The sequence below is a fragment of the Methylomarinum vadi genome, assembly GCF_000733935.1.
In the GTDB taxonomy this organism is placed as follows: domain Bacteria; phylum Pseudomonadota; class Gammaproteobacteria; order Methylococcales; family Methylomonadaceae; genus Methylomarinum; species Methylomarinum vadi.
This window is the reverse complement of record NZ_JPON01000001.1, coordinates 1,731,855-1,745,634: the sequence shown is the minus strand read 5'-3', so window position 1 is coordinate 1,745,634 and position 13,780 is coordinate 1,731,855. Positions and strand designations below refer to the sequence as shown.

Here is a 13,780-nt window from a genome sequence, read left to right as displayed (position 1 = left end):
CCTTTCAAAATTGGCTGACTTCTTGCATGAGAGAGACGAAAAGTCGTCGCCTTGTATTCGCTTGCCTCTTGGATGGTGCAAGCATCGAGGCGACCTGGTTGTTTCGGCTCCACCATGTTTTGAACCGTTATGAATTTGCAAAAAATATTACAGACAATTCGTTCGATTGCCAGTATGGGGCTAGGCGCTCCGGTGGTTATCCTAATGATTTTGGCGATGGTCGTGCTGCCATTGCCGCCGTTTTTGTTGGACCTGTTTTTCACCTTTAATATCGCCTTTTCCCTGATCATCTTGTTGGTCGTGGTATATACCTTGAAGCCGCTCGAGTTTGCGGTGTTTCCGACGGTGATTCTGGTAGCGACGATGTTGCGTCTGGCGCTCAATGTCGCATCGACTCGGGTCGTCCTATTGGAAGGGCACCAGGGCGGAGACGCCGCCGGCAAGGTGATCGAGGCCTTCGGCTCCTTCGTCATCGGCGGCAATTTCGCCGTCGGCCTGGTCGTATTCGCCATTTTGGTGGTCATCAATTTCGTCGTCGTCACCAAGGGGGCCGGGCGGGTGGCCGAAGTCGGCGCGCGGTTCACGCTGGATGCAATGCCCGGCAAGCAAATGGCGATCGATGCCGATTTGAACTCCGGCCTGATCACTCAGGACGAAGCGCGAACACGACGCGAGGAAATTGCCTCGGAAGCCGATTTTTACGGCTCGATGGACGGTGCCAGTAAATTTGTCCGCGGCGATGCGGTGGCCGGAATCATCATCCTGTTCGTCAATATCATCGGCGGCCTCTCGATCGGTGTCGGTCAGCACGACATGAGTTTTGCCGATGCCGGTGAGGTTTATGTGTTGCTGACCATCGGTGACGGTCTGGTGGCGCAGATTCCAGCGCTGTTATTGTCTACCGCTTCGGCCATCGTCGTGACCCGCGTGCGGGGCAGTAATCAGGACGTCGGCAAGCAGGTTTCGGCGCAATTGTTCGACGATCCGAAAACGCTTTTGATCACGGCCGGCGTCATGGGATTGCTGGGTATTATTCCCGGCATGCCGAATATGGTCTTCATCCTGTTATCGTTGGCCCTGGTGGGCTCGGCGTATATGATCGACAGGCGCCGCAAGCAGGAAGAAAGCTTGGTTCTGGAACAGGCCGCCGCAGTGCCGCAACAACACGCCAAGACCGAAATCAAGGAGCTGGGCTGGGACGATGTCATGCCGGTCGACATGATCGGTCTGGAAGTGGGTTACCGCTTAATTCCATTGGTCGACAAAAACCAAGGCGGACAGTTGATGACGCGGATCAAGGGGGTGCGTAAGAAATTGTCCCAGGAGCTGGGCTTTTTGATCCCGTCGGTGCATATTCGCGATAACTTGGATTTGGCGCCGGGCGAATATCGGATTTCCTTGCTCGGGGTCACGGCGGGGCAGGCCGAAATCATGCCGGATAAAGAAATGGCGATCAATCCCGGCCGCGTGTTCGGCTCGTTGCAGGGGACGCCATGCCGCGACCCGGCCTTCGGCTTGGAAGCGGTCTGGATAGAATCGTCCCAAAAGGATCATGCCCAAACCTTGGGCTATACCGTGGTCGATCCCGGCACCGTGGTGGCGACCCATCTAAGCCATATTCTGCAATCCAACGCCCATGAGCTGTTCGGCTACGAAGAAGCGCAGCAAATTCTCGATAACCTGGCCAAGCAGGCGCCGAAACTGGTTGAGGATTTGGTGCCGAAAACCCTGCCGCTGGGCGTGATCGTCAAAGTCTTGCAGAACTTATTGCAAGAGCATGTTTCGATTCGCGACATGCGCACGATCGCCGAAACTTTGGCGGAGTATGGACCTAAGAGTCAAGATCCGGACATCTTGACGTCGGCGGTCCGGGCTTCGTTGGGGCGATCAATTTTGCATGAAATCAATGGTATACAATCCGAAGTCCCGGTTATTACCCTCGACCCTGACCTGGAACGGATTTTGCAGCAATCATTGCAGACGGCGAGCGACGGCGGTGCCGGTCTGGAACCGGGATTAGCGGAGCAAATGCATCAATCGTTAGAAGAAAGCGCGCAAAAAATGGAAATGGAAGGCCTGACGCCGGTCGTTCTGGTTTCTTCCTTCGTGCGTCCCTGGTTGGCCCGTTTCGTTCGTCATTCCATTTCCGGATTGCATGTTTTGGCCTATAACGAGATTCCGGAAGACCGTCAGATAAAAGTGATTTCGACCGTTGGTCAGCGTGCATAAAGTCAATGAGGAAACGCGATGAAGATTAAACGTTTTTTTGCCCCCGATATCCGTAGCGCCATGCGAATGGTCAAGGAAGAGCTTGGGTCGGAAGCGGTCATTATGTCCAATCGTTCCGTCGATGGCGGCGTCGAAATCGTCGCCGCGCGCGATTTCGACGAGCAGGCGATACATAACAAGTTGAAAAAACAAGCGCCGGGTGAAGCGCAAGCGGCCCAGAAAAGCGCCGGATTGGCGAAGTTCGACGAGGCCGACAAACCCTTGCATATCATCAGCAGCACGCGCAAGCGGGGCGTGGACGGAACGATTCCGGAAAATCCGATTCGCCGCAATATGGAGCAATATCTGGGTTATGCGGAAAAGATTCAATTGGCGACTAATGACAGGCAGAAGCAAACAGCAAGCGACCCCGCCAAACCGCAGGCCTTACGCTCCTCAATCAAGCCGGCGCCACGGCAAGCCGCCGTCAAGCCGGTCGGCGCTCAATCCCTCGACTTTTCCGTCGAACAGTTAATGCAGGAAATGCGCAATGAAATGCGTAAAGAGATCAACGGCCTGAAGGCGGCGATGGACAGTAAATTGGCGCAATTGGACCGGCACAGAGAACCCGTTCAGCAATCGAATGCGACTCGCGTCGAATTATTGCGCCGTATGGCGGACATGGGGTTATGCAAAAATTTAGCAAGCAAGATCGCTAATCGCCTGGAAAGTCAGCAAGATGCCGAATTGGCTTTTACCAAGGCGCAGGAAATGTTGACGCAAATTCTGCCGATCGCCGCCGATGATTTGCTGGAATCCGGTGGTATCGCGGCATTGGTCGGTCCTACCGGTGTCGGTAAAACGACCACGATCGCCAAGATAGCCGCACAATTTATTCTCAGGCACGGTACCCGCGACGTCGCCTTGATCACCACCGATAATTATCGCATCGGCGCCCATGAACAACTGAATATCTATGGCCGGATTCTCGATGTGCCGGTGCGAGTCGCCAATGATGCCGAGGAATTGCGCAATCATATCCGCGATTTTAGTGATAAGCGCTTGATCTTGATCGATACGGCAGGTATGAGCCAGCGCGATATGAGGTTGGCCGAACAGATCAAAACACTGTGCCAGCACGATTTGGCCATCAAGACTTATCTGGTCATGTCGGCGGCGACCCAGTATCAGGCCATGCACGAAATCATCGAATCCTTCCGCCAATACGAGCCGCAAGCGGGGATTTTGACTAAATTGGACGAAGCCGTGGCGCAAGGAGCGGCATTATCGGCTATCATCGAACAGCAGTTACCGTTATCATTTTTGACCGATGGCCAGCAAGTGCCCGAGGATATCCGCTTGGCCGAGGCGGAAGCGTTGATTGGGCAATGTGTTGCTGGGATAGGGACGGAAAGCGACTATACTAATGAGTTAAACGACGAAGACTGGGTGGCGGCAGGCTATGCATAAACCACTCGATCAGGCAGCTGGAATTAGAAACATGAAAACAATCAAACCGGTACGGGTCATTGCCGTTACCAGTGGAAAAGGCGGTGTCGGAAAAACCAATTTGTCGGTCAACATGGGGGTGGCCTTGTCGCAAATGGGGCGCCGGGTCGCCTTGCTCGATGCCGACATGGGGCTCGCTAATGTCGATATCCTGCTGGGCATGTCTCCACAGTTCAATTTGTCCCATGTCTTAAAAGGCGAAAAAAACCTGCATGAGATCATGTTGACCGGGCCGGCGGGGCTCATGGTGATTCCCGCTTCTTCGGGTATTCAGCATATGTCCGAATTGTCCACCATCGAGCAGGCCGGTGTCATTCGCGCTTTCAGTGAGATCGATAAGGATTTGGATGTGCTGATCGTCGATACCGCAGCCGGAATTTCGGCCACGGTCGTTAATTTTGCCAGGGCTTGCCAGGAGATTATTGTCGTGGTCTGCGACGAGCCGACTTCGTTGACCGATGCTTACGCTTACATCAAATTACTGAATCGCGATTACGGCTTGAACAATTTCCATATCGTGACCAACATGGTGCAGTCATTGCAGCAGGGACAGAACTTATTCGGCAAGCTGACCAAGGTCACCGACCGTTATCTCGATGTGAATCTGCAATTCACCGGGGCGATTCCGGCAGACGATTATTTACGCAAATCGGTGCAGAAGCAATGCCCGGTGGTCGAGGCCTTTCCTCAAAGCAAGTCGGCGTTGGCGTTCAAGAATCTGGCGCGGAAAGTGGACTTGTGGCCGGTTAAAACGCGGGCCGGCGGCTATCTGGAATTTTTTGTCGAACGTATGATTCGCTATAGTTCGGAAGAGGATGTTGCATGAATGGAGCAGCAATGTATGCCTCGGTGCAGACCGGCGACATCAACGATCAGGTGTTGCGCCATGTGCCGTTAGTCAAGCGCATTGCTTATCATTTGCTGGGCCGGTTGCCCGATACGGTGTTACTGGACGATCTGATTCAGGCCGGTATGCTGGGTCTATTGGAGGCTATCAAGAATTACGACCCCTCGCAGGGAGCTAGTTTCGAAACATATGCCGGTATCCGCATCCGTGGCGCAATGCTTGATGAAGTCAGACGCTCCGATTGGACGCCCCGTTCCGTCCATAAAAAGGCGCGCATGGTGGCGGAAGCGATACGGGAAGTCGAAAGTAAATTGGGACACGATGCCCGGGAAAGTGATGTCGCCGAGCATTTGGGCATATCGGTGGAGGAATACAATCGCATCCTGCAGGATACGCAAGGATGTAAAACATTCAGCATGGAAGAGTTGGATCAAAGCGGCGACGCATTTCTGAAGGATGCCCAGTCAACGGATATACAACCGGCCGAGCAACTGCAGCGGGAAAAATTCCAGCAGGCCCTGGCCGAAGCGATCGGGCAGTTACCGGAAAGAGAGCGGTTGGTGGTGGCGCTCTATTATGATGAAGGGTTGAATTTACGTGAAATCGGGCATGTCATGGACGTCAGCGAATCACGGATCAGCCAAATCAGCAGCCAAGCCATGTTGAGATTAAGAGCGCGGCTGGCGGACTGGCTGGATGAAAAAGATAAACTGTCTTAACCACTCCTTTGTTGGAGAAAAATAAAGGGTAGACCGTCGCGTCGCGTCGCGACTTCCTTAGTCAGTTGTTCAAGAAATGACGGTTTATGACGATAATTTAAGAGAAATAGAAGAAAGCAGGTTGGAGATTATCCTTGGATAAAAATATGAAAATTCTCATTGTCGATGATTTTTCGACGATGAGGCGCATTGTCAAAAATCTATTACGGGATCTTGGCTTTACCAATACGGTCGAGGCCGACGACGGTAAAACGGCGTTACCCGTTTTATTGAAAGGCGGCATAGATTTTTTGATCACCGACTGGAATATGCCGGGGATGACGGGGATCGATTTACTTAAGGAGGTGCGGGGTAATCCCGAGCTAGCGGACTTGCCGGTACTGATGGTGACCGCGGAAGCTAAACGGGAACAAATTATCCTGGCGGCCCAGGCCGGCGTGAATGGCTATATCATCAAGCCGTTCACCGCCGCGACCCTGAAGGAAAAAATCGAAAAGATTTTCGAACGTATCGACGGCTAAGGTGGGAGTGGATTGATGACGCATGATACTCGCCTGGCCCTAGCGAAAGACCTGGTAAACGCCTTAGAGCAAGGTGACGAGGTGAAGGCGGACGGACTGCTTGACGAAATTGCCGGTTTACGGGAAACCCAATTATTCAAGGAAGTGGGCAAGTTGACTCGGCAATTGCATGATACCTTGTCAAGTTTTGCCGTCGATTCCAGAATCGCGGCGATGACCGAGAAGGATATCCCTGATGCCAAGGAACGCTTGCATTATGTCATTACGATGACAGAACAGGCCGCCAACCAGACCTTGAATGCCGTGGAAACCTTGCTGCCTGTTTCGGAACAGTTATCGACGCAGATTGCCGAACTTTCGGACAAATGGGGACGGTTTTTAGACCGGGAAATGCCTTATGAGGAATTCAGAACGATGAGCCGCGAGATTGCCTTGCATTTCAGCGAATCGAAAAATTCGCTGCAGTCCATGCAGGCCGGCCTCAACGACATTCTAATGGCGCAGAGTTTTCAGGACATTACCGGCCAGATCATCCGTCGAGTGATCGACTTAGTTCAGGAATTGGAAGCCAGCATGGTGGAAGTCATCCGTATTTCCGGCGGTAAAATCAAACCCGCGGCTGGAGTCTCCGGGGAACCCGAATTGCCGGGGCCGGCCGTGCCCGGCATCGATGATAAGGGGGGCGATGTTGCGAGCAGTCAGGACGATGTTGACGACCTGTTGTCCAGTTTGGGATTTTGAGGAAATGTCATGGCGATTGATCTGGATGACGAAATTCTCCAGGATTTCCTGGTCGAAGCGGGCGAAATTCTCGAACTGCTAAGCGAGCAGTTGGTCGAGCTGGAGCAGTCGCCGGAAGACTTCGAACTGTTGAATGCCATTTTCAGAGGCTTTCACACGATAAAAGGCGGCGCCGGGTTTTTGGCGATCAACCCGTTGGTCGATGTTTGCCACAGCGCCGAAGATGTCTTCAATGTGCTAAGGCAGGGAGAACGCAAGGTCAATGCCGAGTTGATGGATGTGATACTGCAGGTAGTCGACGTCGTCAACGAAATGTTCGGTCAGGTCAGGTCGGGCAATGACCCGACGCCGGCTGCCGACAGCTTGCTGCAACGTCTGCGGTCTTTTACCTCGGCTGAGGAAATGACGGAAGAGGCGGCCGAGTCCACTGACGATACCCCCGCCGAACCGTCCGTTGGCATCGCCGAGCCGGGTTCGGACATCGTCGAGCAGGAGTTCGAATCGATGCTGGTCGTGCCGGACGATGACGGCGTTGCTAAGTTTGGCGGGGCCAGTGACGAAATCACCGAAGACGAATTCGAGGAATTACTCGATGCTTTGCATGGCAAAGGCGGTTCCCCCACGCCGAAGCAACCGAATCAATCCGATCAGCAAGCAACCGGTTCCGCCGATGAGATCAGCGAGGAGGAGTTCGAACGGTTATTGGACGACTTGCATGGCAAGGGCAAATTCTCCAGCAAAAATTTAAGTGAGGCAGCAGTAAAAAAGGATAGCGAGGATACGCCTGCCACCGATTCCGGCGATATTACCGAGGAAGAGTTCGAGCAATTGCTCGATGAATTGCATGGCAAGGGCAAATTCAAAGGCGCTAATGTTCAACCGACTCCTAGTCAGGAAAGCGAGGAGCGAGAAAAAACCTTAACGGAAGCAACGGAACAAGGGCAAGCCGAGATAAAACCGCAAACCGAGGCGATGCCTGTGCAACCGAAAAAAACGGAGGTTGGCGGAAAAGAAGCGAAAAGAACGGCAAAAACGATGCCGCCGCAAGGCGATACGACCGTTCGGGTCGATACCCAGGTCTTAGACGAAATCATGAACATGGTCGGTGAATTGGTGCTGGTGCGTAACCGTTTCCAAACATTAAAAGCCAACGAAGAGGCTGGCGAACAATTTGCCAAGGCCGTATCCAACCTCGACGTGGTCACGGCCGACCTGCAACTGTCGGTGATGAAGACACGGATGCAACCGATCAAAAAGGTATTCGGCCGTTTTCCCCGGGTAGTCAGGGATCTTGCCAGAAGTCTCAACAAGGAAATTCGCTTGGAATTGGTCGGTGAAGAAACCGATCTGGATAAAAATCTGGTCGAAGCCCTGGCCGACCCATTGGTGCATTTAGTGCGTAATGCGGTGGACCACGGTATTGAAGCGCCGGAAGAGCGTGTGGCCAAAGGTAAGCCCAGGGAAGGCCTGGTCGTGTTGACGGCTTCTCAGGAAGGAGACCATATCCTGCTGTCCATCAAGGATGATGGCAAGGGCATGAATGCCGATACGTTACGGGCTAAAGTGATTGAAAAAGGCCTGATGGATGAAGAAAGTGCGGCCAGGCTGGATGATAAGGAGTGTTATAACCTGATTTTCTTGCCGGGTTTTTCCACCAAAAGCGAGATTTCCGATGTATCGGGGCGCGGCGTGGGCATGGATGTCGTCAAGACCCGGATCACGCAAATGAACGGCGTGGTAGAAATCGATTCCGAGGAAGGTGCCGGCAGCACGATTATCATCAAGGTTCCGTTGACCTTGGCCATCATGCCGACCTTGATGGTCAAGTTAGGCGGCCAGGCTTTTGCCTTGCCGCTGGCCAGCGTCGTTGAAATCTTGGATCTGGACCTGCGCAAAACCAATGTCGTCGATGGCCAGCTGGTCGTGGTGGTCAGGCAGAAAGCCCTGCCGTTGTTTTATTTGGGGGAGTGGTTGGTACAGGACCCCCATTATGTGATCGATAAACATGCCATGGCGCACGTCGTCGTGGTTAACGCGGGCGGTCGCCAAGTGGGCTTCGTCGTCGACCAATTGATCGGCCAGGAAGAGGTCGTCATCAAACCGTTGGGAGCCAAATTGCAAGGATTGGAAGGGTTGGCCGGGGGCACTATCACCGGCGACGGGAAAATTGCGTTGATATTGGACGTGCCGGGGCTGATGAAACGCTATGCGGGTTAGGGCGGTGGAAAGATCCATGGCAATGGCGTTGGAAGCCGCGGGACATTTGCCGGCTCGGTATCATGGTCATGCCCGTGACTTGTCGAACAGAGTGTCCGGCGATTAGGAAAGCGGCTGATGGCTATTCGGGTATTGATTGTCGATGATTCCAGATTCATCCGCAAGCGAATACAGGAGATTCTGGAAGAAGACCCGGTTTACCAAGTCGTCGGCGTGGCCGGTGACGGCCGCGAGGCGGTCAAAAAGGCGGCTGAACTGGAACCCGATGTGATCACGATGGATGTCGAAATGCCGGTCATGGACGGTATTACGGCGGTCAAACAGATCATGCGCGAGTGTCCGGCGCCGATTTTGATGTTTTCGATAGCCACGCGGATCGGTGCGCAGGCGACCCTGGATGCTTTGAATGCGGGAGCCATCGATTTCCTGCCGAAGCAGTTGGACGACATCGATGCCGACCGGGAAATGGCCAAGCGCTTGTTGCGCCGGAGAATTCGGATCGTGGCCCAGCAGGCGTCGAAAATCAGAAGGCAGGCCGCGACCGTCAATAATAAACCGATGCCAGCTTCTCCCAGCCGAAGTTTTGCGTCAAAACGGGATAAATTGCGACCCGATTTGCTTTTGATAGCGGCTTCCACCGGCGGACCGGTCGCCATGCAAAAAATATTGACGCATATCCCGGCGCATTGCTCCATGCCGATTCTGTTGTTGCAGCACATGCCGGAAAGTTTCACCAAGAGCTTTGCCGACCGTTTGAATGATTTGTGTCAGATTCGGGTCAAGCAGGCCGCAGACGGCGATCTGTTGCAACCGGGGCTGGCGTTGTTGGGGCCGGGGGGAATGCAAATGGAAGTGCATAGCCAATACGGTAAGCAAAGCGTCAGCTTACGCCGCAAGCAGGCGGGAGAAATTTACAGTCCGTGCGTGGACATTACCTTTGCTTCGGTGGCGCGGCAGAATGTCGGGAGAGTGATAGCCGTGGTGTTGACCGGCATGGGTTCGGATGGCAAGAAGGGGGCGGAGCAGTTAAAACGCGGAGGTGCGGAAATCTGGGCGCAGGACGAAGCCAGCAGCACCATTTACGGTATGCCGAGAGCGATAGTCGAGGCCGATTTGGCCGATCATGTGTATAGCCTCGAGGAAATCGCTTTCGAATTTAACAAATTAAGCTGATGGATATTCTTAGCATTATTGGAGTCATCATCGGGTTTGCCGCGATCATCGCCGGTAACTCGCTGGGAGGAGGTGAATTCGCTTTCCTGTTGAATGCCCACGCCCTGATTATCGTCATCGGCGGAACGTTGGGCGCGACATTATTGCATTTCCCCCCCAAGGTATTTTGGCAAAGTATCAAGATTTCACGCTGGGTGGTCGCGCCACTGCAAATTCCGCTCCGGGCGAAGATCAAAAAAATCGTCGAGTGGAGCGCGTTGGCGCGCAAGGAAGGGTTGCTCGGTTTGGAAGGCATCATCGAGCTGGAACAAGACGGTTTCGCTAAAAAAGGCTTGCAGCTATTGGTGGACGGCAATGAACCGGATGTGATCCGGGATTGTCTCGAAGTCGATATCTCGACCCGGGAGCATCTGGATTTGCAGGCGGCCAATGTCTATAGCGCCATGGGCGGTTATTCGCCGACGATCGGCATTATCGGTGCCGTTATCGGCTTGATTCACGTCATGCAGAATCTGGCCAATCCTGAATTATTGGGGGCCGGAATTGCCACCGCCTTTGTCGCCACCATCTACGGCGTTGGTCTGGCCAATTTATTGTTTTTGCCGGTTGCCAATAAATTAAAGGCCCAAGTCTTGTTGATTTCCAAGGCCGAAGAGATGATGATGGAGGGTATTACCGCGATCGCCGAAGGCGAGAACCCCCGGAATATCGAACTGAAATTGTCCGGCTTTTTATTGGATTGACGAGATGGCAAGACGAAGAAAACCGCTTCCCGAGGAACCGCAAAACCATGAACGCTGGCTGGTTTCCTATGCCGACTTTATCACGCTGTTGTTCGCTTTTTTTGTCGTCATGTATTCGATTTCTTCGGTAAATAGCAAAAAATACGAGAGCCTGTCCGAAGCGCTGGACGAAGCGTTTCGCCATGAAGAAAAAGCCTTGAAGGCGACGCAACCGATCAATGTGGGCAATCCGCCCACGGTCATGCAACCAATTGAGCTCGATAATCCGACCGCCGAGGAAGAATTGAAACGGCAGCGGTTGAGTGAGGAAATTTTGCAGGAAAGAAGACAACTGCTGCGGGTGTCGAACGATCTGGAGGCCGTGCTCGAGCCCTATATCGAAGAAGACTTGGTCGAAGTGAAACGGCACGACTTTTGGGTCGAGCTGGAAATGAACAGCGAATTGCTGTTTGCCAGCGGCGAGGCGGCACTGTCCCCCAAGGCGGTACCGGTGATACACAAAGTGGCCGATGTGATCAGGCGATTGCCTAATGTTGTCAATGTCGAAGGCCATACCGATAATGTCCCGATCGATACCGTCGAGTTTCCCTCCAATTGGGATTTGTCGGCGGCGCGGGCGACCAGTGTCGTCAGGGAGTTGGTTAACAGTCGCGTGCCCGCCACCCGCTTGTCGGCGGTGGGGTATGGAGAATTCCATCCGATTGCCGATAATAATACTGTCAGCGGACGATTCAAAAATCGCCGCGTCGTGTTGGTACTGATGTCGCAGGCTTTTGCCCGTTACGGCATGGATGATGACGAAAGGGCCAAAGTCCTTAATTTCGAGCGGGCATCCGAGGATAACGGCGCTACGGTTTCCGAGCCCTAAGGCAAGTTGATTATGAAAGTATGGTCGGTATCGAATCAGAAAGGCGGAGTCGGGAAGACCACGACCGTGGTCACCCTGGGCGGCCTGTTGTCGTCCTGGGGATTCAGGACGTTGCTGGTCGATCTCGATCCGCACGGTTCTTTGACCAGCTATTTCAAGATGAATCCCGACGAGACGCGCGCCAGTGTTTACAATCTATTCCATGACGCCAGTCTGAAGAAAAAAAATCTGAGTGCCGAACCTTATATCGTCGCGACGGAATTCGACGGTTTGTCGGTGTTGCCGGCCTCGACCGCCATTGCGACGTTGGACCGCCAGGTTGCGGCGATGGGCGGCATGGGCATGGTGGTCGCTTCTTCGTTAAAACAAGTCTCAGGAAATTATGACTATGTCTTGATCGACAGTCCGCCGATGTTGGGGGTGTTGATGATTAACGCGTTGGCGGCCTGCGATCACTTGATCATTCCGGTATTGGCCGAATTTCTGGCGTTGAAGGGCTTGGATCGCATGCTGCATACGATCGGCATGGTGTTCAAATCGCGCAAGACGAATCCGCATTATACGATCGTGCCGACGATGTTCGACAGGCGCACCAAAGCCGCGCGTGAAAGCCTGATTTCATTGCGTCTGAAATATCCGGATAATGTGTGGAAATCTTTCATTCCGGTCGACACCAAAATCCGCGAAGCCAGCCAGGCGGCAACGCCGGTGTCGTTGTTTGCCAAGGAATCCAGGGCCGCCCAGGCTTATACTGAATTGTTGGAACTTTTATTGCTGGATGAGCAGCGGCACGACAAAAAAGTGGCGATATCTTGATGAAACATGACAAACGCGGGCAACAGGTGGTCCATCAGGAACTGGCGCTGGATATCTACCTGCGAACCTTGCTTGAGGACATTCCGGAGTCGGAAACCGAATTCACGGCAAAGGGTGGGGACAAGGTCAGGCGCCTGCAAAAGGATGCTGCGAAGCCATTGGTCCAGAACGAGAAAATTCGGCCTTTATTCGAACGAGTGCCGCCTGTGGCGGAAATCGCGCCGCAATTGCCGGTTTGTGTTGCCGACGAGATTGAGGTAAAGCCGCAATATTTGTCGGTCATGCCGGAATGGGCGCAACAGGAATTTCAGGCTTTGTTCTTTAAGGTCGATCAGTTAATTTTGGCAACGCCGTTGACGGAGTTGTTGAGAACGATAAAGATCGAGCGGCAACCGACCAAGATACCGGGGCAACCTTCCTGGTTTATGGGCTTGTTGGATGAGCATGAAGGCCGCATCGGCGTGTTGGATACCGGGCAATTGCTTTATGGCAAAAGCCGGGGAGGTCAGCGCGATTTGGAAACGAATCCGTTTCAACGTATTTTGATTACCGGCGACGGGCGTTGGGGTTTGGCTTGTGACGAAATATTGTCGATCAGCCGCTTGCAGCCGGATAAAGTCAGATGGCGCACGTTGCGGGAAAAAAGGCCATGGCTGATCGGTACGGTGATCGAGGAACTAACGGCCGTTATCGATGTGCAACAACTGGTGCCGCATCGGAAAGCGAGACTTTAATCCAGCGTTGTTATTGGAGCTTGTAAATATTGATAAATAATGAATAAATTATTTTATGGCACTACAAACAAGAAAAGTGGTTTGGTTTTTAATGTATATTAATCAATGGCTTGAAGACTTATTGCACACCATTGACAAAGCTGGGTTAACATCAATAGTGGATCCGAAAAGATGAGTGAAGATAACAAACAAAACGATCCGGTCATGCAATGGGTGACTTTTTGTCTCGGCGACGAGAAGTACGGCATCAATGTCATGCAGGTTCAGGAAGTTCTGCGAATCACCGAAATAGCGCCGGTTCCTGGCGCGCCTTCCTATGTCTTGGGCATTATCAATTTGCGTGGCAATGTCGTCACCGTCATCGACACCCGTAATCGCTTCGGCTTGTCGTCTAAGGAACCGGACGATGCCTCCAGGATCGTGATTATCGAAACCGAAGACCATATTATCGGTATATTGGTAGATAGCGTGGCGGAAGTGGTCGAGATGCGGGCCTCGGAAATCGAAACGGCACCGAATGTCGGCAACGAAGAGAGTTCCAAGTATATCCAAGGCGTGACCAGCCGCGATGACGAATTGCTTATCCTGGTCGATTTAAACAAATTCCTCAACGACGAGGAAAAAGCGGAACTGGATTTATTTTAACCGCCGGCCTTGCCCTGATCGGAGATAGGTTACGGCAAT

Annotated in this window: 13 protein-coding genes; all 13 read left to right on the top strand. The window is 53.0% G+C overall.

The genetic code is table 11. The features are described 5' to 3' along the window. Nucleotides 1–129 precede the first annotated feature (129 nt). The 13 genes from flhA (at nucleotide 130) to EP25_RS0108765 (ending at nucleotide 13,741) form a co-directional block, all read left to right on the top strand. Nucleotides 130–2,229 (top strand): flagellar biosynthesis protein FlhA, encoded by a 2,100-nt coding sequence (flhA, locus tag EP25_RS0108825; RefSeq protein WP_031433536.1) that lies wholly within the window; start codon nucleotides 130–132, stop codon nucleotides 2,227–2,229. 18 nt (nucleotides 2,230–2,247) lie between these two features. Next, nucleotides 2,248–3,678, top strand: a complete 1,431-nt coding sequence (gene flhF, locus EP25_RS0108820) for a flagellar biosynthesis protein FlhF (RefSeq protein ID WP_031433535.1) — start codon at nucleotides 2,248–2,250, stop codon at nucleotides 3,676–3,678. Nucleotides 3,679–3,709: 31 nt separating this feature from the next. Continuing rightward, nucleotides 3,710–4,543: a MinD/ParA family protein gene (locus tag EP25_RS0108815; RefSeq protein WP_031433534.1), complete on the top strand. Its 834-nt coding sequence runs from the start codon at nucleotides 3,710–3,712 to the stop codon at nucleotides 4,541–4,543. Beyond that, nucleotides 4,540–5,283, top strand: coding sequence for an RNA polymerase sigma factor FliA (locus EP25_RS0108810; protein ID WP_031433533.1), 744 nt, complete (start codon nucleotides 4,540–4,542; stop codon nucleotides 5,281–5,283). Before EP25_RS0108815 ends, EP25_RS0108810 begins: the two co-directional genes overlap by 4 nt. Nucleotides 5,284–5,429: 146 nt before the next feature. Then, the gene (locus EP25_RS0108805) at nucleotides 5,430–5,804 is read left to right on the top strand and encodes a response regulator (protein WP_036300394.1); all 375 of its coding nucleotides are present in this window, start codon (nucleotides 5,430–5,432) and stop codon (nucleotides 5,802–5,804) included. Between the two features lie 15 nt (nucleotides 5,805–5,819). Beyond that, nucleotides 5,820–6,545 (top strand): protein phosphatase CheZ, encoded by a 726-nt coding sequence (locus EP25_RS0108800; protein ID WP_031433531.1) that lies wholly within the window; start codon nucleotides 5,820–5,822, stop codon nucleotides 6,543–6,545. 9 nt (nucleotides 6,546–6,554) lie between these two features. Further along, complete coding sequence (locus EP25_RS0108795) at nucleotides 6,555–8,762, top strand: chemotaxis protein CheA (RefSeq protein ID WP_031433530.1); 2,208 nt, start codon at nucleotides 6,555–6,557, stop codon at nucleotides 8,760–8,762. A 117-nt stretch (nucleotides 8,763–8,879) separates the two neighbouring features. Next, on the top strand, nucleotides 8,880–9,935 hold the full coding sequence (locus EP25_RS0108790; RefSeq protein ID WP_031433529.1) for a protein-glutamate methylesterase/protein-glutamine glutaminase: 1,056 nt from the start codon (nucleotides 8,880–8,882) through the stop codon (nucleotides 9,933–9,935). Beyond that, nucleotides 9,935–10,678, top strand: coding sequence for a flagellar motor protein (locus EP25_RS0108785; protein WP_031433528.1), 744 nt, complete (start codon nucleotides 9,935–9,937; stop codon nucleotides 10,676–10,678). The genes EP25_RS0108790 and EP25_RS0108785 overlap by 1 nt, the downstream gene beginning before the upstream one ends. 4 nt (nucleotides 10,679–10,682) lie before the next feature. Continuing rightward, complete coding sequence (gene motD, locus EP25_RS0108780) at nucleotides 10,683–11,546, top strand: flagellar motor protein MotD (RefSeq protein ID WP_036300391.1); 864 nt, start codon at nucleotides 10,683–10,685, stop codon at nucleotides 11,544–11,546. Nucleotides 11,547–11,558: 12 nt separating this feature from the next. Further along, nucleotides 11,559–12,362 (top strand): ParA family protein, encoded by an 804-nt coding sequence (locus tag EP25_RS0108775; RefSeq protein ID WP_031433526.1) that lies wholly within the window; start codon nucleotides 11,559–11,561, stop codon nucleotides 12,360–12,362. Next, nucleotides 12,362–13,096 carry a chemotaxis protein CheW gene (locus EP25_RS0108770; protein WP_031433525.1) on the top strand — a complete coding sequence of 245 codons (735 nt, stop codon included), beginning with the start codon at nucleotides 12,362–12,364 and terminating at the stop codon, nucleotides 13,094–13,096. The genes EP25_RS0108775 and EP25_RS0108770 overlap by 1 nt, the downstream gene beginning before the upstream one ends. 171 nt (nucleotides 13,097–13,267) lie before the next feature. After that, entirely contained in the window at nucleotides 13,268–13,741 is a 474-nt protein-coding gene (locus tag EP25_RS0108765; protein ID WP_031433524.1) for a chemotaxis protein CheW, read from the top strand. Nucleotides 13,742–13,780: the final 39 nt, after the last annotated feature.